23 protein-coding genes are annotated in these 21,379 nt (G+C 60.0%); 9 read left to right on the top strand and 14 right to left on the bottom strand.

Going from position 1 to position 21,379, the window contains the following annotated elements:
- Positions 1 to 129: 129 nt before the first annotated feature.
- The 9 genes from leuC to ffh form a co-directional block, all read right to left on the bottom strand.
- Positions 130 to 1,539, bottom strand: coding sequence for a 3-isopropylmalate dehydratase large subunit (gene leuC, locus AC1DUP_RS19460; protein WP_477833861.1), 1,410 nt, complete (start codon positions 1,537 to 1,539; stop codon positions 130 to 132).
- 242 nt (positions 1,540 to 1,781) lie between these two features.
- Positions 1,782 to 2,597, bottom strand: coding sequence for an amino acid ABC transporter permease (locus tag AC1DUP_RS19455; protein ID WP_477833859.1), 816 nt, complete (start codon positions 2,595 to 2,597; stop codon positions 1,782 to 1,784).
- Positions 2,598 to 2,614: 17 nt separating this feature from the next.
- On the bottom strand, positions 2,615 to 3,412 hold the full coding sequence (locus tag AC1DUP_RS19450) for a transporter substrate-binding domain-containing protein (RefSeq protein WP_113299600.1): 798 nt from the start codon (positions 3,410 to 3,412) through the stop codon (positions 2,615 to 2,617).
- A gap of 146 nt (positions 3,413 to 3,558) precedes the next feature.
- The gene (rplS, locus tag AC1DUP_RS19445; protein ID WP_113299660.1) at positions 3,559 to 4,122 is read right to left on the bottom strand and encodes a 50S ribosomal protein L19; all 564 of its coding nucleotides are present in this window, start codon (positions 4,120 to 4,122) and stop codon (positions 3,559 to 3,561) included.
- 199 nt (positions 4,123 to 4,321) lie between these two features.
- On the bottom strand, positions 4,322 to 5,023 hold the full coding sequence (gene trmD / locus AC1DUP_RS19440; protein WP_477833856.1) for a tRNA (guanosine(37)-N1)-methyltransferase TrmD: 702 nt from the start codon (positions 5,021 to 5,023) through the stop codon (positions 4,322 to 4,324).
- 5 nt (positions 5,024 to 5,028) lie between these two features.
- Positions 5,029 to 5,598, bottom strand: coding sequence for a ribosome maturation factor RimM (rimM, locus tag AC1DUP_RS19435; RefSeq protein WP_477833854.1), 570 nt, complete (start codon positions 5,596 to 5,598; stop codon positions 5,029 to 5,031).
- Between the two features lie 125 nt (positions 5,599 to 5,723).
- Entirely contained in the window at positions 5,724 to 6,098 is a 375-nt protein-coding gene (gene rpsP / locus AC1DUP_RS19430; RefSeq protein ID WP_113299602.1) for a 30S ribosomal protein S16, read from the bottom strand.
- Positions 6,099 to 6,147: 49 nt separating this feature from the next.
- Positions 6,148 to 6,468, bottom strand: coding sequence for a chorismate mutase (locus AC1DUP_RS19425; RefSeq protein WP_113299603.1), 321 nt, complete (start codon positions 6,466 to 6,468; stop codon positions 6,148 to 6,150).
- Positions 6,469 to 6,484: 16 nt separating this feature from the next.
- A complete protein-coding gene (ffh, locus tag AC1DUP_RS19420) occupies positions 6,485 to 8,068 on the bottom strand; it encodes a signal recognition particle protein (RefSeq protein WP_477833851.1) in 1,584 nt (527 codons plus the stop codon).
- Positions 8,069 to 8,564: 496 nt separating this feature from the next.
- Between ffh and AC1DUP_RS19415 the strand changes: the two genes are divergently transcribed.
- The 6 genes from AC1DUP_RS19415 to AC1DUP_RS19390 all read left to right on the top strand — a co-directional run bounded on the left by AC1DUP_RS19415 (position 8,565) and on the right by AC1DUP_RS19390 (position 13,889).
- On the top strand, positions 8,565 to 8,795 hold the full coding sequence (locus AC1DUP_RS19415; RefSeq protein WP_477833849.1) for a hypothetical protein: 231 nt from the start codon (positions 8,565 to 8,567) through the stop codon (positions 8,793 to 8,795).
- A 160-nt stretch (positions 8,796 to 8,955) separates the two neighbouring features.
- Positions 8,956 to 9,858: a diaminopimelate epimerase gene (gene dapF, locus AC1DUP_RS19410; protein WP_115036125.1), complete on the top strand. Its 903-nt coding sequence runs from the start codon at positions 8,956 to 8,958 to the stop codon at positions 9,856 to 9,858.
- Entirely contained in the window at positions 9,855 to 11,129 is a 1,275-nt protein-coding gene (mtaB, locus tag AC1DUP_RS19405; RefSeq protein ID WP_477833847.1) for a tRNA (N(6)-L-threonylcarbamoyladenosine(37)-C(2))-methylthiotransferase MtaB, read from the top strand. Before dapF ends, mtaB begins: the two co-directional genes overlap by 4 nt.
- A gap of 15 nt (positions 11,130 to 11,144) precedes the next feature.
- Entirely contained in the window at positions 11,145 to 12,599 is a 1,455-nt protein-coding gene (gene ftsY / locus AC1DUP_RS19400) for a signal recognition particle-docking protein FtsY (protein ID WP_477833845.1), read from the top strand.
- A 61-nt stretch (positions 12,600 to 12,660) separates the two neighbouring features.
- The gene (locus tag AC1DUP_RS19395; RefSeq protein WP_113299609.1) at positions 12,661 to 13,305 is read left to right on the top strand and encodes a septation protein A; all 645 of its coding nucleotides are present in this window, start codon (positions 12,661 to 12,663) and stop codon (positions 13,303 to 13,305) included.
- A complete protein-coding gene (locus AC1DUP_RS19390) occupies positions 13,302 to 13,889 on the top strand; it encodes a DUF2585 domain-containing protein (protein ID WP_115036128.1) in 588 nt (195 codons plus the stop codon). Before AC1DUP_RS19395 ends, AC1DUP_RS19390 begins: the two co-directional genes overlap by 4 nt.
- Here AC1DUP_RS19390 and AC1DUP_RS19385 read toward each other — a convergent pair.
- The 5 genes from AC1DUP_RS19385 to ccmA are packed head-to-tail and all read right to left on the bottom strand — an operon-like array spanning position 13,886 to position 16,774.
- Positions 13,886 to 14,494 (bottom strand): DsbE family thiol:disulfide interchange protein, encoded by a 609-nt coding sequence (locus AC1DUP_RS19385; RefSeq protein ID WP_477833842.1) that lies wholly within the window; start codon positions 14,492 to 14,494, stop codon positions 13,886 to 13,888. The genes AC1DUP_RS19390 and AC1DUP_RS19385 overlap by 4 nt on opposite strands.
- The gene (ccmD, locus tag AC1DUP_RS19380; RefSeq protein ID WP_113299612.1) at positions 14,491 to 14,661 is read right to left on the bottom strand and encodes a heme exporter protein CcmD; all 171 of its coding nucleotides are present in this window, start codon (positions 14,659 to 14,661) and stop codon (positions 14,491 to 14,493) included. The genes AC1DUP_RS19385 and ccmD overlap by 4 nt, the downstream gene beginning before the upstream one ends.
- Positions 14,662 to 14,663: 2 nt before the next feature.
- Positions 14,664 to 15,425, bottom strand: a complete 762-nt coding sequence (locus tag AC1DUP_RS19375; RefSeq protein WP_113507230.1) for a heme ABC transporter permease — start codon at positions 15,423 to 15,425, stop codon at positions 14,664 to 14,666.
- Between the two features lie 48 nt (positions 15,426 to 15,473).
- Positions 15,474 to 16,133, bottom strand: coding sequence for a heme exporter protein CcmB (gene ccmB / locus AC1DUP_RS19370; protein WP_113299614.1), 660 nt, complete (start codon positions 16,131 to 16,133; stop codon positions 15,474 to 15,476).
- Positions 16,130 to 16,774, bottom strand: a complete 645-nt coding sequence (ccmA, locus tag AC1DUP_RS19365; RefSeq protein WP_477833839.1) for a heme ABC exporter ATP-binding protein CcmA — start codon at positions 16,772 to 16,774, stop codon at positions 16,130 to 16,132. The genes ccmB and ccmA overlap by 4 nt, the downstream gene beginning before the upstream one ends.
- 261 nt (positions 16,775 to 17,035) lie before the next feature.
- On the opposite strand from ccmA, the gene acnA reads away from it, so the two are divergent.
- The 3 genes from acnA (at position 17,036) to AC1DUP_RS19350 (ending at position 21,378) form a co-directional block, all read left to right on the top strand.
- Entirely contained in the window at positions 17,036 to 19,726 is a 2,691-nt protein-coding gene (gene acnA / locus AC1DUP_RS19360) for an aconitate hydratase AcnA (RefSeq protein WP_477833837.1), read from the top strand.
- 236 nt (positions 19,727 to 19,962) lie between these two features.
- A complete protein-coding gene (locus AC1DUP_RS19355; RefSeq protein ID WP_113299617.1) occupies positions 19,963 to 20,703 on the top strand; it encodes a DUF1223 domain-containing protein in 741 nt (246 codons plus the stop codon).
- Between the two features lie 273 nt (positions 20,704 to 20,976).
- Positions 20,977 to 21,378: a DUF2794 domain-containing protein gene (locus tag AC1DUP_RS19350; RefSeq protein ID WP_113299618.1), complete on the top strand. Its 402-nt coding sequence runs from the start codon at positions 20,977 to 20,979 to the stop codon at positions 21,376 to 21,378.
- The last annotated feature ends 1 nt before the right edge of the window (position 21,379 follow it).

Genomic DNA, 21,379 nt, shown 5'->3' with positions numbered 1-21,379 from the left:
AAGCGGCGGGCCAAGTCGATTATCCGAAAGGGTGAAATTCGATCAAAAGAGCGTCATTGCTATGCCATTGAAATAAAACGCCCGGTGCGGGTGCACCGGGCGTTTTTCATGTCAGATGTGCAAGAGCGATCAGTTCCACTCGCGGATATCGACGAAGTGGCCGGCAATCGCGGCTGCGGCGGCCATGGCCGGCGAGACGAGATGCGTGCGGCCCTTGAAGCCCTGACGGCCTTCGAAGTTGCGGTTCGACGTCGAGGCGCAGCGCTCGCCCGGCTTCAGGCGGTCGTCGTTCATGGCGAGGCACATGGAGCAGCCCGGCTCGCGCCAGTCGAAGCCGGCAGCCTTGAAGATCTTGTCGAGGCCTTCCTGCTCCGCCTGTTCCTTCACGAGGCCGGAGCCCGGAACGATCATGGCGTTGACGGTCGAGGCAACGGTCTTGCCCTCGACGACCTTGGCGACAGCACGCAGGTCTTCGATGCGGCCATTGGTGCAGGAGCCGATGAAGACGCGGTCGATGTTGATGTCGGTCATCGGCGTGCCCGGCTTCAGGCCCATATAGTCCAACGCACGCCACTTGGAGGTGCGCTTCGTTTCGTCCTGGATATCGTCAGGGTTCGGTACGATACCCTGCACGGAAATCACGTCTTCGGGCGAGGAACCCCAGGAGACGATCGGCGGCAGGTTGGCGGCATCAAGCACGACGACGCGGTCGTAATGCGCGCCTTCATCGGTCTGCAGCGTCTTCCAGTAGGCAATCGCCTGTTCCAGCGCCTCGCCCTTTGGCGCACGCGGCTTGCCCTTTATGTATTCGAAGGTCTTTTCGTCAGGGGCGATCAGGCCGGCGCGGGCGCCGCCTTCGATCGTCATGTTGCAGATCGTCATGCGGCCTTCCATCGACAGCGCGCGGATAGCTTCGCCCGCAAATTCGATGACATGACCAGTGCCGCCGGCCGTGCCGATCTCGCCGATGATAGCGAGGATGATGTCCTTGGCAGTGACATGCGGCGGAAGCAGGCCGTCGACACGCACCAGCATGTTCTTCGCCTTCTTCTGGATCAGCGTCTGGGTCGCCAGGACATGTTCGACCTCGGAGGTGCCGATCCCATGCGCCAGCGCGCCGAAGGCGCCGTGCGTGGAGGTGTGGCTGTCGCCGCAGACAATCGTCATGCCGGGCAGGGTGAAGCCCTGTTCCGGACCGACGATGTGAACGATGCCCTGACGCTTGTCGCCTGCCGAATAATACTCGACGCCGAATTCGGCGGCATTGGTGGCCAGCGCTTCGACCTGGATGCGGCTTTCCTCGTTCTTGATGCCGAGATGGCGGTCGGGCGAAGTCGGAACGTTGTGGTCGACGACGGCGAGCGTCTTTTCAGGCGCGCGAACCTTGCGGTGGGTCATGCGCAGGCCTTCGAAGGCCTGCGGCGAGGTGACTTCATGGACCAGGTGACGGTCGATGTAGAGAAGACAGGTGCCGTCTTCCTGTTCGTCGACCAGATGGTCGGCCCAGATCTTGTCGTAAAGGGTACGCGGTGCGCTCATGGCTATAGTCCGTTTTGGCTGGAGCATGGAATTTAAGGATGTCGCGGACAGACTCCGCGGACCGTCATTCGATCAACGAAGTCGGCTGTTGAGCGCACCGGAAACGGACGCATAGAAGCGTGCCGGCAGGCGGTAATGGTCCTGCAGCACGAAAATATGCGCACCGATGCATCTAAATTTGGATTCCATAGGGTGGATATAGCTATTTTTGACCGAAACGGCAATTCGAATCATGCGCCCGCTCAGTGCCGCGGCATCTGTTTCTTCTTCTCGATCCGCCGCAGGAAGAGCGACAGGCCGATCGTCAGGATCAGATAGATGTAGGTGACGATCGAATAGGTTTCGAAGAAGCGGAAGGAGCCGGAGGCGTAGACCTTACCCATCTGCGTGATGTCGGCGACGCCGAGGACGGAGACCAGGGAGCTGTCCTTCACCATGGAGACGAAGTCATTGGAGAGCGGAGGGAAGATCACTCTTATCGCCTGCGGGAAGACAACGAGGCGGAAACGGCGGTAGCGCGACAGGCCAAGCGACTTGGCGGCTTCGATCTGGCCGATATCGACGGACTGGAAGCCTGCCCGGAAGATCTCGGCGATAAAGGAAGAATAGCCGATCATGAGCGCAATGATCGCCCGCCACATCAACGACAGATCGCGCACGAGGATGGGTTCCAGAAGACCGGCACTTACCAGCGGAGTGATCAGGAAATTATAGGCTGCAACAACGCCCGGCGCGCCGACGAAGGCGATGTAGAAGAGCAGCACCAGAATCGGGATGCCTCTGATGATTTCGATGTAGAAGCGGGCTACCTGACGCAGCACGATGCTGTCCGACAGGCCCAGCAGCGCGATGCCGAGACCAAGCGCCGTCGCCAGCACGAAGGCGACGAGTGTGACAAAGATCGTGACGCCGGCTCCATTCACGACGGTCCGGAACACCTGCGTGTAGATGTCGTTGGTGACGATGACGGCGGCAAGCGCCATGCCGATCAGGACGAGGACGACCAGCCACCAGGGACGGTCGTCCTTCTCGTGTCGCGAGGATGGTGGGAGCGCCATCTGCGATTTCTCGGGGCTTATTCGCCCATCTTGTAGTCGAGGAACCACTTCTTGTTCAGCGCATCGAAGGTGCCGTCCGATTTCAGCGCGGCGATAGCGGCATTGACGGGCGCGACGAGATCGGAACCCTTCGGGAAGATGAAGCCGAAATCCTCGGTGCCGAGCGGTTCGCCGACGACCTTCAGCCCACCGTTCGAGGAATCGACATAACCCTTGGCAGCGACGCTGTCGGTCAGGACGAGATCGACGTCACCCGTCTTCAGCGCCTGCACGGTCGCGCCGAAGGTTTCGAAGAGCTTGATGCGCGGGTTCTGCTCGTTGCCATCGAGAATTTCATAGACGGCAGTATAGAAGGGCGAAGTGCCGGGCTGGGCGCCGATGAGGCCATCGTTGAAGGCGCCGAAGCTTTTGGCATCGGTGAAGCGCTTCTCGTCCCCACGTACCAGCATGAACTGCTGCGAGCGCATGTAGGGATCGGAGAAATCGACCTTCTGCTTCCGGTCGTCCTTGATGGTGATGCCGGTCATGCCGATGTTGTATTGCCCATCGGACACGGCCTGGATCATCGCGTCCCAGCTGGTGTTCTGGTATTCGACCTTGGCGTTCAGCCGCTTGGCGATCTCGTTCATCGCATCATATTCCCAGCCGATCGCCTTGCCGGACTTGGGGTCGACGAACTGCAGCGGCGGATATGCGTTTTCCGTCACAACGACGACGGTCTTGCCGCCGAGATCAGGCAGGCTGGCTGCGAAGGCTGTGAGCGGCGAAAGCATTGCGGCCGTCAGGCCGGCGAGAACTGTGCGGCGAAAGAACATGGTGTGGCTCCCCATTATTTGACCCGAGAATTGTCATGGAAGATGCCGCCATGGCAAGGCTGCAACCGCTGCCCGTAGATGCAAAAAAGAAAAGGCGGCCCAAAGACCGCCTTTTCCTTGCAATGATTTTCGCTTTCGCGAGCTGCTTATTCAGCCGAACCTTCAGCAGCGGCTGCGGCTTCTGCGGCAGCCTTGGCTTCGGCAGCTTCAGCGGCGGCCTTTGCTTCAGCGGCTTCTGCTGCTGCCTTTTCGGCGGCGAGAGCCTGAGCTGCTGCGATCTTTTCAGCTTCGATACGTGCCTTTTCCTCGGCAACGGCAGCGCGTTCGGCATCGTTGAGCTTGCGGGCGCGGACGCCGGTGTCTTCAACGATACGTGCAGACTTACCGCGACGGTCGCGCAGATAGTAGAGCTTGGCGCGACGGACCTTACCGCGGCGAACGACGTCGACACTTTCGATCATCGGCGAGTAAACCGGGAATACGCGCTCGACGCCTTCGCCGTAAGAGATCTTGCGGACCGTGAAGTTTTCCTGCAGGCCGCCGCCGGAGCGGGCGATGCAGACGCCTTCGTAGGCCTGAACGCGGGTACGGGTGCCTTCCGTAACCTTCACGTTGACGCGGAGGGTGTCGCCCGGGGAGAATTCCGGAAGCGTGCGCTTGGCTTCGATCTTGGCGGCCTGTTCGGCCTCAAGCTGCTGAATGATGTTCATCGTCTTAACCTTTGGTTCTTCTGAAACAGCCAGAGCGCTCACACTGTCCTTCGGTCGATGCCTCCGGAGTTTGCCCTTGCGGGCGGGAGCGGATTCGCCATTCTTTGTTTGCTGGCAGACGGGGATAAACCCCATTTCCGCGTGCGCCATTACACGAAAGACTTCCGCGTGTCATCCCTTGGACGGCAAATTTGTGGAATCAGCCGGCTTTTTCGGGTTTTTGCGCCGTAATCAGGTCCGGCCGCCGTTCCTTCGTCAGTGCAATCGCCTGTTCGTGTCGCCATTTCTCGATGGCGCCGTGATTGCCCGATATCAGGATTGCGGGAATCTCGCGGCCTTCCCATTCCTGCGGACGGGTGTAGTGCGGATGCTCCAGCAGTCCGCCCTCGAAGCTTTCATGCAGGCCCGAGAGATCATTGCCCATCACGCCCGGCAGAATGCGTACGATCGCATCGAGCAGGATCAGCGCCGCCGGCTCGCCACCGGACAGAACATAATCGCCGATCGAGACTTCTTCGAGTTCTCGCGCCTCGATCACACGCTGGTCGACGCCTTCGAAGCGGCCGCAGACGATGAGGACACCGTCGCCGGCAGCAAGTTCACGTACGCGCTCCTGGGTGAGGGGCTTGCCGCGTGGACTCATCAACAGGCGGGGGCGATTGTCGTTTTCAGAAGCGCTGTCGATAGCGCGGGCGAGTACATCAGGCTTCAGCACCATGCCGGCGCCACCGCCGGCTGGCGTATCATCGACGGTGCGGTGCTTGTCGGTCGCGAAATCGCGAATTTGCACGGTGTCGAGCGACCATTGTCCGCGCTCGGCCGCCTTGCCGGCGAGCGAAAAGCCCAGATGGCCCGGAAACATTTCCGGGTAGAGTGTCAGCACGGTCGCCCGGAAAGCCATGGCGCTTACTTCTTATTCTTCGGCTTGCCTGACGCAAGACCCTTCAGATCGTCAGGATCGTCGATAAGTCCGGCTGCACGCGGATCGATCAATAGCTTGCCGGCCTCGAGATCGATTTCCAGCACGGAGGCTTCCGAAAAAGGGATCAGAACCGGACGCTTGCCGGGACCTTTGAGCTCCAGCAGATCGCCGCCGCCGAAATCGAAGACACCGGTCACGGTCCCGTAGCTGACGCCGTGATCGTCGAATGCTTCCAGCCCTTCCAGATCGGCGTAGAAGAACTCGTCGTCCTCCAACTCCTCGTCGGACAGATTGTCACGCTCGATATAGAGTTCCAATCCGTTCAGCGCCTCGGCGGCGTTGCGGTCGTTGACGCCGCGGAAGCGCACGACGACCATATTCTTCATCTCGCGCAGCTCAAGGACCTCGAAGCTGCGTCCGTCCATGCTGTACAGGTGGCCGTAGTCGCCGAGTGCAGTCGGGTCGGCCGTATAGGCCTTCACACGCACTTCGCCGCGAATCCCCTGCGCGCCGCCAATGGTTGCCATCAGCACCGGATTTTCAAGCTTGGTCATGGGTTCCTTCATTCGAACGCAGGCAGAAGCCGAGATCACGCTTCTCATAAACGAAGTGCAAGGGAATGGAAACGAAAACGGGCGGCATGTCGCCATGCCGCCCGTTCTGGTGGGATCGGAACAGATTATTCGGCGGAAGCAGAAGCAGCGGCTTCGGCAGCGTCAGCAGCCTTCTGAGCCTTTTCTGCTGCACGCTCCTGGGCCCTCTTGCCCGGCTTTGCCTTTTCCGGGTTGTTGCGGGCTTCGCGCTTGGAGATACCGGCTTCGTCGAGGAAGCGCAGTACACGGTCGGTCGGCAGGGCGCCCTGGTCGAGCCAGTGCTTGATGCGTTCGCCGTTCAGCTGAACGCGCTTCTCGTCGTCCTTGGCGAGCATCGGGTTCCAGGAGCCGAGGCTCTCAAGGAAGCGGCCGTCGCGCGGGCTGCGGGCATCGGCGAGAACGACGTGGTAGTACGGGCGCTTCTTGGAACCACCGCGTGCGAGACGAATTTTCAGTGCCATGTTCTTTACTCCTTAGGCTTTTCTTGAACCGCTTCGTTGAGCGGCATGGTTATCGGGCTGCGGCGCTCTGTTCAGCGTGGTCCGCAGCGATCTGCTCATGATGCCGGATGACTTCCTTGATGATGAAGTTCAGGAACTTCTCAGCGAAATCCGGATCCAGATGCGCATCTTCGGCAAGCTGCCGAAGACGGGCGATCTGGTATTCCTCGCGCGCCGGATCAGCCGGCGGCAGATTGTATTTTGCCTTCAGCACGCCGACCTCTTTGGTGCAGCGGAAGCGTTCGGCAAGAACATGCACAAGCGCCGCATCGATATTGTCGATCGACTGACGGTACTTGGCGAGCTGGGCTTTGACGTCTGGATCAATCATGGGGCAGGCGATCCTTTCACTTCTTCTTGGGCAATCCGGGCAGACCCGGGAAACCACCACCGAGGCCCGGCAGCTTTGCGCCGCCAAGACCGGGCAATCCGCCCGGCAAGCCTCCGCCTAGACCGGGCATACCCCCACCCGGCTTTCCGAGACCCGCGGCTTCCGCCTGCTTCTGCAGCGCTTCGAGCTGCTTCGGGTCGATATTCGAGAGATCGGGCATGCCGCCCATGCCGCCGAGGCCCCCCAGCCCCATCTTGCCGGCAAGGCCGCCCATCATCTGCTTCATCATGCCGCCTTTGCCCTTGCCGCCCATCATCTTCATCATATCCGCCATCTGGCGGTGCATCTTCAGAAGCTTGTTGATGGCGGCGGCATCGGTGCCGGAGCCGGCGGCGATGCGCTTCTTGCGCGAATGCTTGAGCAGGTCGGGATTGGCGCGCTCGGCCTTGGTCATCGACTGGATGATGGCGATCTGGCGGCCGAACAGCTTGTCGTCGAGGCCGGCGGCAGCCATCTTGTCCTTCATGCCGCCCATGCCAGGCATCATGCCCATGATGCCTCCCATGCCGCCCATCTTCTGCATCTGACGCAGCTGGTCGGCGAGGTCGTTCAGGTCAAACTTGCCCTTGGCCATCTTGGCGGCCATGGCGGCGGCCTTTTCGGCGTCGATGTTTTCGGCCGCCTTTTCGACGAGCGAAATAATGTCGCCCATGCCGAGAATGCGGTCGGCGATACGGCGGGGATGAAACTCCTCCAGCTCGCCCATTCGTTCGCCGACGCCGATCAGCTTGATCGGCTTGCCGGTGACGGCGCGCATGGAAAGGGCCGCACCGCCGCGGCCATCGCCATCCATGCGGGTCAGCACGAGGCCGGTGATGCCGACGCGCTCATCGAAACTGCGGGCGAGGTTGACGGCGTCCTGACCCGTCAAGCTATCAGCAACCAGCAGGATTTCGTGCGGATTCGACTTCTTCTTGATATCGGCCATTTCGACCATCAAGGGCTCGTCGATATGGGTACGGCCTGCGGTGTCGAGAATGACAACATCATGTCCGCCGAGCTTGGCGGCCTGCACGGCGCGTGCGGCGATATCAGTCGGAGACTGGCCGGCAATAACAGGCAGCGTGTCGATGTTTGCCTGAGCGCCGAGCTGGCGAAGTTGCTCCTGCGCGGCCGGACGGCGCGTGTCGAGCGATGCCATCAGCACCTTCTTCTTCTCGCGCGTCGTCAGCCGGTTGGCAATCTTTGCCGTCGTCGTCGTCTTACCCGAGCCCTGCAGACCGACCATCATGATGACGACGGGTGCGGGTGCATGCAGATCGACGCCAACGCCTTCGCCACCGAGCATTTCGATGAGCTCGTCATGAACGATCTTGACGACCATCTGGCCGGGCTTGATCGACTTCAGGATCTCGGCGCCGACGGCCTTTTCACGTACGCGGTCGGTGAAGGAGCGGACGACTTCGAGCGAAACGTCGGCTTCCAGAAGCGCACGGCGAACCTCGCGCAGCGCTGCGGAAACATCACTTTCCGAAAGCGCACCACGGCCTGTCAGTCCATTCAGGATGGAACCAAGACGGTCCTGGAGGTTCTCAAACATCGGCTCTTCCTTGCTACGTTTCGGGGAGTTTTGGGATGTCCCGAACGTCGTGCTTTTCCTTGACGAAAACAAGACGCAAAGCCAAAAAGCACCCGAGGGCGCAGCGCGCTGTCGGGTGTTGACCTCCGGTATCCATGTCCCGGTCGGCGGCTCGGAGTCTAATGCTCGTCGCAGATTTGGCGCGATAAACAGGAAAGCTGCGAGAAAGTCAAGGCGAATGCGACTAGGGACGGCTTGGCGAATTTTTCCGACGTTATACGACAGGCGGCCGCGAGCATATTTTGCCGTGCAATCTGTAGTGGCAAAGGAAGTATATATTCATATAAACTAAAATGTTATCTCTAATAAATGACCGATATCTGGCGCCCCAAAGATGAGTATTTCAACCGAAGAGCCGAATTCTCTATAAAGGCCGGTTGCAAAATATTCCGCTTCTGATTCTACTTTCTACTTAAGTGCATTCTGTAAAATGATTCGTGAATATCCTTGATGCCGAATGAATCGGTGGAGATATCGAATGATAAACCCTGACATCCAGGACTGGGCGCTGGCGCGCGCCCATACTATTGTTTTGAACGAAGGCTTGAATCTGGCGAAGGCAGCACAGGATCTGGATCGTAAACGGTCCCGCTTGCTGGTCTATGAGCTGAGAAAGGTCATCACCGCGGCTATTGTCGAAGCCCATGCAGCATCCTTCAATTCAGATGGCACGCTGCGGGAAATCTGAATTGCGCCCGGTTCCGTGGGTGATCGGACGTCATCCCTTCAGATTTCGCGGACGTAGCATTGACGTGTGAGGAAGAGGGCGATGCTCGTCCGGCGCTCACCCACTGGTAATCCCTGTGCATTTCCGCCATATACAGGCGAAACGCAGTGGACATAATCAGATGAGCAACACGGTCGAATTCGCGAAGATGAACGGGCTTGGCAACAAGATCCTGGTCGTTGACATGCGCGGGCGGACCGACAGGGTGACGTCGCAGGCTGCGATTGCGCTCAATGCCGCTTCCGATACTCAGTTCGACCAGATCATGGCAATCCACGACCCGAAGGCGCAGGGTACCGACGCGTTCATCGACATCCTCAATTCCGACGGCTCCAAGGCGCAAGCCTGCGGCAACGGTACGCGTTGCGTCGTGCAGGCGCTTGCCGCCGAAACCGGCAAGAAGGTCTTCACCTTCCAGACGGTTGCGGGCATCCTGAATGCCGTCGAGCACGACGACGGCACGATTTCCGTCGACATGGGCCGGCCGGTCTTCGAATGGGACCGCATTCCGCTGGCCGAGGAATTTCATGATACCAGCCGTATCGAATTGCAGATCGGACCAATCGACAGTCCCGTGCTGCATTCGCCCTCGGCCATGTCTATGGGCAATCCGCATGCTATCTTCTGGGTCGACCGCGATCCGATGAGCTTCGATCTCGAGCGTTTCGGGCCACTGCTCGAAAACCATCCGATCTTCCCGGAAAAGGCCAATATCACCCTGGCGCAGGTCATCTCGGATTCAGCACTGCGGACGCGGACGTGGGAACGCGGTGCGGGCCTGACGCTTGCCTGCGGTTCGGCTGCCTGTGCCTCCGCCGTCAGCGCCGCACGCACCGGCCGCACGGGCCGGAAGGTGAGCATTGACGTCGCTTCAAGTCCTATCCGTCAACCGCTCATCATCGACTGGCGCGAGGATGATCATGTCGTGATGACCGGGCCTGCCGAATGGGAATGGTCCGGCTTGGTCGATCCGTCGACCGGTATGTGGTCGCGCGATGCCGAACGCGGAGCGGAAGCGCGGTGAGCGGCGTCGAGGTCATCACCTTCGGCTGCCGTCTCAATACTTATGAATCCGAAGTGATGAGATCGCAGGCGGAAGCGGCCGGGCTCAACAATGCGATTCTGGTCAATACCTGCGCCGTGACCGGCGAGGCCGTACGCCAGGCCCGCCAGGCGATCCGCCGCGCGCGCCGCGACAATCCGCATGCCCGCATCATCGTCACCGGCTGCGCGGCCCAGACGGAGAAGCAGACCTTTGCCGAAATGGCCGAGGTCGATGCGGTACTCGGCAATGAGGAGAAGCTGAAGGCAGCTTCCTACCGCGCGCTTCCTGATTTCGGTGTTTCGGCAGAAGAGAAGCTGCGTGTCAACGACATCATGAGCGTGCGCCACACTGCGCCGCAGATGGTCAAACACATCGATGGTCATGTACGCGCTTTCATCCAGGTGCAGAATGGCTGCGACCATCGCTGCACCTTCTGCATTATTCCTTATGGCCGCGGCAATTCGCGCTCCGTGCCCATGGGCGCTGTGGTCGATCAGGCGCGCAATCTCGTCGAAAGTGGCTATCGCGAAATCGTGCTGACCGGAGTCGACGCCACAAGTTATGGCGACGATCTCCCAGGCCAGCCGACACTCGGGCTGCTGGCAAAGACGCTTTTGAAACAGGTACCGGATATCCGCCGCCTGCGGTTGTCTTCCATCGACAGTATTGAGGCCGATCTCCATCTCATGGACCTGATTGCTGACGAACCGCGCTTCATGCCGCATCTGCACCTGTCGCTGCAGCATGGCGACGACATGATCCTGAAGCGCATGAAACGCCGGCATCTGCGCGCCGATGCCCTGCGCTTTATCGAGGACGTTCGCAGGCTGCGGCCGGAAATGAGTTTTGGCGCGGACATGATCGCCGGTTTTCCGACGGAGACCGAGGATATGTTCGATAATACGGTGCGGCTGGCGGAAGAGGCTGACATCGCGCATCTGCACGTCTTCCCCTATAGCCCGCGGCCCGGCACGCCTGCTGCGCGCATGCCGCAGCTCGACCGTTCGCTGATCAAGGACCGCGCCGCTCGCCTCCGCGCCACTGGACAGATGCTGCACCGGCGCCATCTGGACAAGATGGTCGGAACGCGGCAATGGCTGCTGGTGGAAAACAACGGTCTTGCCCACACGGAAAACTTCACGCTTGTCACTGTCCCCGGTCTTCGTCCGCGCGATATCGTCGAAGCGACGATATCTGGCCACAACGGCAAGCATCTCGACATGCAATTGACGGCTGCCGCGGCGGCCTGAATTCACGGACAGCTCATGGCGCTCAGTTTCATCAAAAAGGTCTTCACCTTCGGCAAGCCGGCGGAAGAGCCTGTGCCGGATGCCGTCGAACGGGAACTGGAGCCGCGTTCGCGCGACGAAGATCTGCCGGTTGCAGACGATCCCGTCCTCGCTGAAGAAATGGACACCGCCGGTGGACCTGCGGCCGATTTCGATGAAGCCATAGCTGAGCAGGAACCCGTCGAAGCCGAGTCGGATGTGTTGCCGACTGTCGATCATCTCGGCGACATGGGTGTCGTGCCTTTATCGCTGCTTGAGGCGGAAGTGGCGGCCGAGGAAAGCCCGACGGTTTCCGTTGATGCTGTCGAAGACGAGCGGATGCCGGATTGGGGCGCCGACGACGAGCGCCCGACCGAAGTTGTTGATACGCTTGCCGAGGAAATTCCTGCCGTAGAGCTCGTAGGGCAAGAGCCGATAATTGAAGAGGCACCGGCGGCCGAGCCGGTTCTTCCCAAAGGCTTCGCAACCGGACCGACCGCAGAGCCCGAACCTGTGCTTACGACGCAGCCAAGGCTTTCCTGGTTCCAGCGCCTGCGCAATGGCCTGGCGCGCACTTCCTCTCAGCTCACCAGCCAGATCACCGCGCTCTTCACAAAGCGCAAGCTGGACGACGACACGTTGCAGGATCTGGAAGACCTGCTGATCCAGGCCGACCTCGGTGTAGAGACGGCAATGCGCGTCACCGATACGCTTGCTTCCGAGCGCTACGGCAAGGATGTGACAGGCGAGGATGTGAGCCGCATCATGGCGGCCGAAATCGCCAAGGTTTTGAAGCCGGTCGCCAAACCGCTGCAGCTCGATCTCTCGCACAAGCCGCATGTCATCCTTGTCGTCGGCGTCAACGGTACCGGCAAGACGACGACGATCGGCAAGCTTGCAGCCAAGCTTTCCGGCTCGGGCCTCAAGGTGATGCTGGCTGCCGGCGATACGTTCCGCGCTGCGGCCATCGAGCAGCTGAAGATCTGGGCGGATCGCACCAAGTCGGAATTCATCGGCACCAAGCTCGGCGCCGACGCGGCGGGTCTTGCCTACGATGCCTTCGAGCAGGCGAAGGCCAGTAAATGCGATGTCTTGATCATCGATACGGCCGGCCGCTTGCAGAACAAGGCGGAGCTGATGGCAGAGCTCGAAAAGATCGTGCGCGTGCTCGGCAAGCTCGATCCGGATGCGCCGCATACAGTCCTGCAGACGCTCGATGCGACGACCGGGCAGAATGCGCTCAATCAGGTCGAGATTTTCCGCAATGTCGCAGGCGTCAGCGGGCTTATCATGACCAAGCTTGACGGCACGGCGCGCGGTGGCATTCTGGTGGCGATCTCCGCCAAGCACAAGCTGCCGGTCTATTTCATCGGTGTCGGGGAAGGTGTCGACGATCTCGAACCGTTCGAGGCCGAGGATTTTGCGCAGGCCATTGCCGGTATTGGCCAATGATGCCACAGATTAGCCGTTGATGGCTTGCATGCATTGCAAAAAAAAGCAGGTTTGAAGAAGTATGACGACTGAAAGCGATATCACTCCCAGCGCCGCAGACCGGCATCACCCGCTTCTGAAACTGGCGCTCGAACTCGGGCCGCTTCTGGTCTTCTTCTTTGCCAATCTGCGCGGTGAATGGTTGGTAACAAGCTTTCCCGCACTCACCGAACTCGGCGGCCCGCTTTTCGTGGCGACAGCGCTGTTCATGGCCGCGACCATAATTTCGCTCGTCGTTTCGAAGATCATGCTCGGCCATCTGCCGATCATGCCCTTCGTTTCAGGCATCGTCGTCGTGATCTTCGGCTCTCTGTCGATCTGGCTGCAGAACGAGACCTTCATCAAGATGAAGCCGACGATCGTCAATGCGCTCTTCGGCTTTGCGCTGCTCGGGGGGCTTGCCTTCGGCAAGTCGCTGCTCGGCTATGTCTTCAACGCCGCCTTTCAGCTCGATGCCGAAGGATGGCGCAAGCTGACGATCCGCTGGGGCATCTTCTTCCTGTTCCTTGCGGTACTGAACGAAGTCGTCTGGCGCAATTTCTCCGACAGTTTCTGGATCGCCTTCAAGGTATGGGGCACGATGCCGATCACCATCATCTTCACCATGGCGCAGATGCCGCTGGTGCTGAAGCACAGCATTTCCACCGAGGCGGAAAGCGAGAAGTGACGGCAGTCGAGGGCGCCGCCCGATCGCGGCATCAGATCTTCTGGTTTTCTGCCTGCCTGGCAGTGCTGGTCGCACAGATCGTGATCGAATATCTGCTGGGCCGCGTGCCGATCTGCACCTGCGGCTATGTCAAGCTCTGGGAAGGCACGGTCAATTCCAGCGGCAATTCGCAGCATCTGTCCGACTGGTACACGCCGTCGCATATCATCCACGGTTTCCTGTTCTACGGGCTTGCGCATCTCGTGCTTCGCGGCAAACCGCTTGCGGTGAAACTGCTTCTGGCTGTGCTCATCGAATCCGGATGGGAACTTCTGGAAAATTCGCCGCTGATCATCGATCGCTACCGCACGGCGACGATCTCGCTCGATTACTACGGCGACAGCATCATCAATTCGGCGATGGATACGATCTTCATGGCCGTCGGCTTCTTCTTCGCCTGGCGGGCTCCCGTGGCGCTGACGGTCGCTATTGCCATCTTCTTTGAGCTTTTCACCGGTTATGTGATCCGGGACAACCTGACGCTCAACGTGCTTATGCTGATCTGGCCGGTCGAGGCGATCAAGGTCTGGCAGGGCGGCGCTTAGGAGGCCGGCTTGGCCAGCGCCTTCTCCATCGCGGGAAACAGCCCTTCCTTCAGGCTGATATCGTCGAAGGGGCCGACACGCTTGTAGATGATCGTACCGTCAGGCGTGACGAGATAGCTTTCCGGAATACCGTAGACACCCCAGTCGATCGCGGCCTTGCCGTTCGGGTCGATGCCGATCGCATGGTAGGGGTTGCCGAGTTCGCCGAGAAAACGCAGGGCGTTCTCGTTCTTGTCCTTGTAGTTGATGGCAACGATATTCAGTCGTCCATCCTCGGCGAGCTGCTTGAGAAGAGGATGTTCGTCGCGGCAGGGAATGCACCAGGAGGCGAAGACATTGACGAGGGTGAGCTTGCCCTTAACCGCCTCGTCCGTCAGCGCCGGCAGGCTGGAGCCTTCGAGCGGCGGCAGGTTCAGCGACGGGGCCTTGGTGCCGATCAGGGCGGAGGGGATTTCGGCGATGTTCTTGCCGTGGAAATCCTGGTCGTAGAGCATCTTGCCAGCGGTTGCGGCGATGCCGCCGAAGACGACGAGCGGGATCAGTGCAAAAGCATAGCGGCTGACGCCGCGGCTCTTCGGCTTATTGTCTTGCTGAGCTTCGGTCATTCACCGTCCTTCGGTCGGGCAGAACGGCGACGGATGCCGGCGGCCTCGAGCGCTGCCAATTCCTTCTGGCGGGCACGGCCGTCAGACCAGGTCCAGAGCGTCACCGCAATCGTCACCAGGGCGGCGAAACCATAGGAGCCGTAAACGTAGAAAGCGTAGGAGCCCACCGCTATTCCTCCCGGTTTGCCATACGGGCGGCCATCCGGCGCTGGGAGGCAATGCGGCGGCGCCAGATCTCGTTTCTCATCGCCATTAGATGCAGCGTGAAGAACAGCAGCGTAAAGGCGATTGCCATGATCAGGAGCGGGCGCAGAAACTCAGGATCGATTGCCGGGCCGTCAAGGCGCAGAACGCTTGCCGACTGATGCAGGGTGTTCCACCAGTCGACCGAGAACTTGATGATCGGGATATTGACGAAGCCGACGAGGATCAGGATGGCGGTAACACGTGCAGCCTTCGAAGGATCGTCCATCGCACGGCTCAGCGCGATCAGGCCGAGATACATCAGGAAAAGGATGAAGACAGAGGTGAGCCGCGCATCCCAGACCCACCATGTGCCCCACATTGGCTTGCCCCAGAGCGAGCCGGTGACGAGCGCAAGCAGGGTGAAGGCGGCGCCGAGCGGGGCTGCGGCCTTGGCCGAAACGTCTGCCAGAGGGTGGCGCCAGACGAGCGTGCCGATCGCCGAAATGCTCATGATCGTGTAGCACATCATGGCGAGCCAGGCAGACGGCACGTGGATATACATAATGCGCACGGTCTCGCCCTGCTGGTAGTCGCCTTCGGTCGAGAAGCTCAGATAGAGACCAGCCACGAAACAGAGGGCGGTGATACCCGCCAGCCATGGAATGATACGCGATGCCAGCGCCAGAAACCGTGTCGGGTTGGCGAGATCGCTGAATTTGCTGATGGCAAGGCTCGTTTCGCTCATATCCGCTTCCTTACCTTGATCCGTTCGGAGCCGCAATCGAAGCGCCAATCAATCCGCCGTGTTTCTGAGTGCGAGTGCAGCCGCCGCCGGGCCGATGACGGCAAAGAAAAGAGTGAGGGCTATGAGGATCAGAAAAGGCGGCAGGAAGGGCGATGGTCCCTCGACCGCCGCATAGGTGGCGCTGACGCCGAAGATCAGCACCGGGATCGTCAGTGGCAGGATCAGCACCGATACCAACAGGCCGCCGCGAGGCAGCGCGACGGCAACAGCGGCGCCGACCGCGCCGATGAAGGTGATGGCCGGGGAGCCGACGAGGAGGGTGAGCATGGTTGCGCCGATTGCCGTTTCGTTCATGTTCATGAAAAGGCCAAGCAGCGGCGAGGCGATGACGAGCGGCAGACTGGTCGCTGTCCAGTGCGCCGCGCATTTGATCAGCACGGTCAGGACCAGCGGTGTTTCCTGCATGAGCAGCAGATCGAGCGAGCCATCGTCGCGCTCCGCCTGGAACAGCCGATCGAGCCCGAGAAGTGCCGCCAGCAGCGCACCGATCCAGACGATGGCAGGGCCGATACGGGCGAGAAGCGCAAGGTCGGGTCCGACGCCGAAGGGGATCACGGCGACGATCGTCAGAAAGAAGAGAATGCCGATCAGTGCTCCTCCGCCGGCGCGGATGGAGAGTCTTATATCGCGAAGGAAGAGGGCGGTCATCCCCACACCCCTTGATCCACACCAGCAAAGCCGGTCATTTTCAATTCCTTAGCTCTATCCAATCCCAGCGGCTGGTGCGTTGCCGCGACGACGATGCCGCCTTTCCGGCGGTGGCCTTCAATCAATTCCGCAAACAGCCGATCCGCACTTGCATCCAGCGCTGCGGTCGGCTCATCCAGGATCCAGATCGGGCGGTGCGCCATCAGAAGCTTGGCGAAGGCGAAACGGCGTTGCTGGCCGGCGGAGAGGTAGCCGAAGGGCAGATGTGTGATGCCGGGCAGGCCAACGGCCTCGGCAGCTTCCTCGGTGCCGAGGCCGGGCTCACTGCCGGTCCCCAGAAAAGATCGCCAGAAATCCAGATTCTCTGCAACCGTAAGTTCAGTCTTCATGGCGTTACGATGGCCGAGGTAGTGGCTCGCTTCGGCCGCCGGGCGCCTCTCGGCATCGACCGAATCAGAGACTGTGACGGAGCCTTTTTCCGCCCTCAAAAGACCGGCGATGACCCGCAATAAAGTGGACTTTCCCGATCCGTTTTTACCCGTCAGAATTAGTGCCTCTCCGGCCTGCAAGTGAAAGGAAACGTTAACGAAAATCAGATCTTCCCCGCGCCGGGCAGCCAGATTTTCAGCGATGAGATGCATGCATCGGTTCTTTCTTCATTGCGCTCGTGGGCAGGCTCAAAAAATGTAAAATTTCGACCTTTGTTGCTATGGCAAGTCTTTACGAAATTATCTATAAGACCTGCAACCACGCCAGCGGTCGGCGTGAATTTCATCCTTGCGCCGAACTTGGGGTCTTCTCCTCACGTGCGGACAGCGGAAATGGCCGTACCCGCATCCTGATGTGCATTAAGTGCATAGGCGTTCGCACGACTGTGTTGGCTATCAGAAACGGGGTCTCTCGTGTCTAAATCTCTTGACAGTTTCAATTGTCGGTCCACGCTTTCCGTCGGTGGAAAGGACTACGTCTACTACAGCCTGCCGAAGGCTGAGGCAAACGGCCTGCCCGGCGTATCGAAGCTCCCCTATTCGATGAAGGTGCTGCTGGAAAACCTGCTGCGCTTCGAAGACGGCCAGTCGGTCACCAAGGAGCACATCCTTGCTGTTGCCGAATGGCTTAACAACAAGGGCGCCGTAGAGAACGAGATCGCCTATCGTCCGGCCCGCGTGCTGATGCAGGACTTCACCGGCGTTCCCGCCGTCGTCGATCTGGCTGCAATGCGCGATGCAATGGTCTCCCTCGGTGGCGATCCGGAAAAGATCAACCCGCTCGTTCCCGTTGACCTCGTCATCGACCACTCTGTTATTGTTGACGAATTCGGCACGCCGCAGGCTTTCGCGAGGAACGTCGAGCTGGAATACCAGCGCAATGGCGAGCGTTACCGCTTCCTGAAGTGGGGCCAGCAGGCATTCAAGAACTTCCGCGTCGTTCCTCCGGGCACCGGCATCTGTCATCAGGTCAATCTCGAATATCTCGGCCAGACGGTCTGGACGAAGGAAGAGGACGGCGAAACGATCGCTTATCCCGACACCTGCGTCGGCACCGACTCGCACACGACGATGATCAACGGCCTTGGCGTTCTCGGCTGGGGTGTTGGCGGTATCGAAGCTGAAGCCGCCATGCTCGGCCAGCCGGTCTCGATGCTCCTGCCTGAGGTCATCGGCTTCAAGCTGACCGGCAAGCTCAAGGAAGGCGTCACCGCGACCGACCTCGTTCTGACCGTCGTGCAGATGCTGCGCAAGAAGGGCGTCGTTTCCAAGTTCGTCGAATTCTTCGGCCCGGGCATGGACAACATGCCACTCGCCGACCGCGCGACGATCGGCAACATGGGTCCGGAATACGGCGCGACCTGCGGCTTCTTCCCGGTCGATGGCGAGACCATCAACTACCTCACCATGTCCGGCCGTACGCATGACCGGATCGCCCTCGTCGAAGCCTATTCGAAGGCCCAGGGCATGTGGCGCGATGGCGACGGTTCCGAGCTCGTCTTCACCGACACGCTGGAACTCGACCTCGGCGACGTCGTTCCGTCGATGGCCGGCCCGAAGCGCCCGGAAGGCCGTATCGCGCTTGAGAACATTGCTGCCGGATTCGCCGGCTCGATGGATGCCGACTACAAGAAGCCCGGCCAACTCTCCAACCGCTACGCGGTCGAAGGCACGGATTTCGATCTCGGTCATGGCGACGTAGCGATTGCCGCCATCACGTCGTGCACCAACACGTCCAACCCGTCCGTGCTGATCGCTGCCGGCCTTCTTGCCCGCAACGCCGTTGCCAAGGGCCTGAAGACCAAGCCGTGGGTCAAGACCTCGCTCGCTCCGGGATCGCAGGTCGTCGGCGAATATCTTGCCAAGTCCGGCCTGCAGGCCGATCTCGACAAGCTCGGCTTCAACCTCGTCGGCTTTGGCTGCACGACCTGCATCGGCAATTCCGGCCCGCTGCCGGCGCCGATCTCCAAGACGATCAACGACAAGGGTCTGATCGTTTCCGGCGTGCTCTCGGGCAACCGCAATTTCGAAGGCCGTATCTCGCCGGACGTTCAGGCGAACTACCTCGCTTCGCCGCCGCTCGTCGTCGCCTACGCGCTTGCCGGTACGGTCCAGAAGGATCTGACCAATGAGCCGATCGGCGAAGACCAGGACGGCAATCCGGTGTTCCTGAAGGATATCTGGCCGACTTCGCACGAGGTTCAGGAATTCATCCTGAAATATGTCACCCGCGAGCTTTACGAAACCAAGTATGCCGACGTCTTCAAGGGCGACGAAAATTGGCAGGCCGTTCAGGTTCCCCCAGGCCAGACCTATGCATGGGACGACGATTCGACCTATGTCCAGAACCCGCCCTATTTCGTCGGCATGGGCAAGAAGGGTACCGGCATTTCCGATATCAAGGGCGCCCGCGTTCTCGGCCTCTTCGGCGACAAGATCACCACCGACCACATTTCCCCGGCCGGTTCGATCAAGGCTGCTTCGCCGGCAGGCGCCTACCTGCTCGGCCATGACGTCGCCGTTGCCGACTTCAACCAGTACGGTACGCGTCGTGGCAACCATGAGGTGATGATGCGTGGTACCTTCGCCAACATCCGCATCCGTAACTTCATGCTGGGCGCGAACGGCAAGGAAGGTGGCTACACCATTCACTATCCGTCCAAGGAAGAGACGTCGATCTACGATGCGGCCATGCAGTATAAGGCCGAAGGCGTCCCGCTGGTCATCTTCGCCGGTGTTGAATATGGCAACGGCTCTTCGCGCGACTGGGCTGCAAAGGGTACGAACCTGCTTGGCGTCAAGGCCGTCATCGCTCAGAGCTTCGAGCGCATCCACCGCTCGAACCTGGTCGGCATGGGAATCATCCCCTTCGTCTTCGAAGAAGGCACGACGTGGCAGAGCCTCGACCTGAAGGGTGACGAAATCGTCACCATCGAAGGCCTCGAGAACATCAAGCCGCGCGAGAAGAAGATCGCCAAGATCACTTATGCCGACGGCACGGTGAAGGACGTCCCGCTGTTGTCGCGCGTCGATACGCTTGATGAGGTCGTCTACCTCAACAATGGCGGCATCCTGCAGACGGTTCTGCGCGACCTCGCAGCCTGATTGTTAAGAGACTCAGCTGATAATGGCCGCCGGAAAGCAATTTCCGGCGGTTTTTCTTTGCGGAATATATAGCTGTTTCACTGCTCACGGTGATGTGTTTCGGCCGCAATCCGCCTGGGCCTCCGTCTCACCCGTTCGTGACTTTCCGTTTGGACCCGGAAGGATTATTCGTACGTTCATATCTCAGAGCCGGCGGTTCAAGACTGCTGTCGGCGCTGAAAAAGAGGTGCTGGTGAATGTCCCCGCGTTTTATGATCCCGCTGATCGCCGGGCTTGCGTTCGCAAGTCCGCTCCTGGCTGAAGACGGCGCGCCGAAAGGCGTCGTTGAGCTATTCACGGCGCAGGGCTGCGCCTCCTGTCCGCCGGCAGACGCCGCGTTCCGCAAGCTCGTCAGCCAGGGCAATGTCATCGCACTCGCCTATCACGTCGATTACTGGAATTATCTGGGCTGGGCCGACACGCTGAGCTCCAAGGAAAATACGGAGCGGCAGTACGGCTATGCCCGCATGATGGGCCGCAGCAACATCTATACGCCGCAGGCGATCGTCAATGGCCGTGACCATCTCGCAGGTGCGGACCTTGCCGGCATCAACGGCAAGGTCAACGGCTATGCGGATGAGGGCAAAGGTCTGACCGTGCCTGTTAATGCTCGCATGCGCGGCGACGAGCTGGAGATCAAACTCGGTGCCGGCCAGGGCAAGGCCAATGTGGTGATCGTTTATTTCGACAAGGAAAAAACGATCGACGTCGAGAAGGGCGAAAACAGCGGCCAGAAGATTTCCTACCTTCACAGCGTGACCGATGTGGAGACTGTCGGCATGTGGGACGGCAAGGCCATGACGCTCACCCTGCCGGCGAGCGTCATGGAAAAACCGGATCTGGAAGGGTCGGCGATTCTCTTGCAGTCCGTGACAGCCAACGGCGATCCGGGCGCAATCCTCGGTGCGGCCGTCGTCATGGCGGGAAAAAATATCTAGGAATTTCATCCGCTTGCGGATGAATGTCAGGCGGCCCGGCCAAGCGTATTCGGGGCTGGGGTTAAGGTCGATACGCTCCGCCGGGCCCTTTGGCGCGCTGGCGCCAAACTGGAACCTATAGTTCTCTTGGAAATGAGGCGCTGTTTTGACTGAAATGCGGCGCTGCGGAGAAAGCAGGTTTCGTCCCCAGTGTGATAGTCCGTGCCCTTGCAATTTGCCGCGGCTCGGGCAAACTGTCACTCTCCTGTCACACGTGGAGGTCTTGGGAGTCTGATGACAGATACGCCGGATTTGCGACACGGCGAAAGCCGCTCCGTCGACAATAGCTCTTCAACCGTCGTTGATCTCAAGGAATACAGACAAAACAAGGACCCAATGCCGGTGACATTTCACCGGCGGGAGCTCGACCAGATTCTATGGATCTATGGTCGCATGGTGGGTGAGGGCGAGTGGAAAGACTATGCCATCGACCACACCAGGGAGAAGGCAGTTTTCTCCGTCTTCAAGCGTTCGGGCGAAATGCCGCTTTTCCGCATCGAGAAAAACCCGAAGCTCGCGGCCAAGCAGGGCGCCTATTCGGTCGTCAACATCAACGGAATGATCCTGAAGCGCGGCCACGAGCTCGGACTGGTGCTGAAGGTCTTCGACAAGTCGCTCAAGCTTGTCGACAAATAGG

It is taken from the genome of Rhizobium sp. 01L419, assembly GCF_056400025.1.
Note: the sequence above shows the minus strand (reverse complement) of the source record. Positions and strands in the feature narration are given on the sequence as shown.

What these genes read in the sequence shown, in the direction of transcription:
- leuC (WP_477833861.1), bottom strand. Translation starts at nt 1,539, where the DNA reads ATGAGCGCACCGCGTACCCTTTACGACAAGATCTGGGCCGACCATCTG.
- AC1DUP_RS19455 (WP_477833859.1), bottom strand. Translation starts at nt 2,597, where the DNA reads ATGGCGCTCCCACCATCCTCGCGACACGAGAAGGACGACCGTCCCTGG.
- AC1DUP_RS19450 (WP_113299600.1), bottom strand. Translation starts at nt 3,412, where the DNA reads ATGTTCTTTCGCCGCACAGTTCTCGCCGGCCTGACGGCCGCAATGCTT.
- rplS (WP_113299660.1), bottom strand. Translation starts at nt 4,122, where the DNA reads ATGAACATCATTCAGCAGCTTGAGGCCGAACAGGCCGCCAAGATCGAA.
- trmD (WP_477833856.1), bottom strand. Translation starts at nt 5,023, where the DNA reads ATGGCTTTCCGGGCGACCGTGCTGACACTCTACCCGGAAATGTTTCCG.
- rimM (WP_477833854.1), bottom strand. Translation starts at nt 5,598, where the DNA reads ATGACCAAGCTTGAAAATCCGGTGCTGATGGCAACCATTGGCGGCGCG.
- rpsP (WP_113299602.1), bottom strand. Translation starts at nt 6,098, where the DNA reads ATGGCACTGAAAATTCGTCTCGCACGCGGTGGTTCCAAGAAGCGCCCG.
- AC1DUP_RS19425 (WP_113299603.1), bottom strand. Translation starts at nt 6,468, where the DNA reads ATGATTGATCCAGACGTCAAAGCCCAGCTCGCCAAGTACCGTCAGTCG.
- ffh (WP_477833851.1), bottom strand. Translation starts at nt 8,068, where the DNA reads ATGTTTGAGAACCTCCAGGACCGTCTTGGTTCCATCCTGAATGGACTG.
- AC1DUP_RS19415 (WP_477833849.1), top strand. Translation starts at nt 8,565, where the DNA reads ATGAATCGGTGGAGATATCGAATGATAAACCCTGACATCCAGGACTGG.
- dapF (WP_115036125.1), top strand. Translation starts at nt 8,956, where the DNA reads ATGAGCAACACGGTCGAATTCGCGAAGATGAACGGGCTTGGCAACAAG.
- ftsY (WP_477833845.1), top strand. Translation starts at nt 11,145, where the DNA reads ATGGCGCTCAGTTTCATCAAAAAGGTCTTCACCTTCGGCAAGCCGGCG.
- AC1DUP_RS19395 (WP_113299609.1), top strand. Translation starts at nt 12,661, where the DNA reads ATGACGACTGAAAGCGATATCACTCCCAGCGCCGCAGACCGGCATCAC.
- AC1DUP_RS19385 (WP_477833842.1), bottom strand. Translation starts at nt 14,494, where the DNA reads ATGACCGAAGCTCAGCAAGACAATAAGCCGAAGAGCCGCGGCGTCAGC.
- AC1DUP_RS19375 (WP_113507230.1), bottom strand. Translation starts at nt 15,425, where the DNA reads ATGAGCGAAACGAGCCTTGCCATCAGCAAATTCAGCGATCTCGCCAAC.
- ccmB (WP_113299614.1), bottom strand. Translation starts at nt 16,133, where the DNA reads ATGACCGCCCTCTTCCTTCGCGATATAAGACTCTCCATCCGCGCCGGC.
- ccmA (WP_477833839.1), bottom strand. Translation starts at nt 16,774, where the DNA reads ATGCATCTCATCGCTGAAAATCTGGCTGCCCGGCGCGGGGAAGATCTG.
- AC1DUP_RS19355 (WP_113299617.1), top strand. Translation starts at nt 19,963, where the DNA reads ATGTCCCCGCGTTTTATGATCCCGCTGATCGCCGGGCTTGCGTTCGCA.
- AC1DUP_RS19350 (WP_113299618.1), top strand. Translation starts at nt 20,977, where the DNA reads ATGACAGATACGCCGGATTTGCGACACGGCGAAAGCCGCTCCGTCGAC.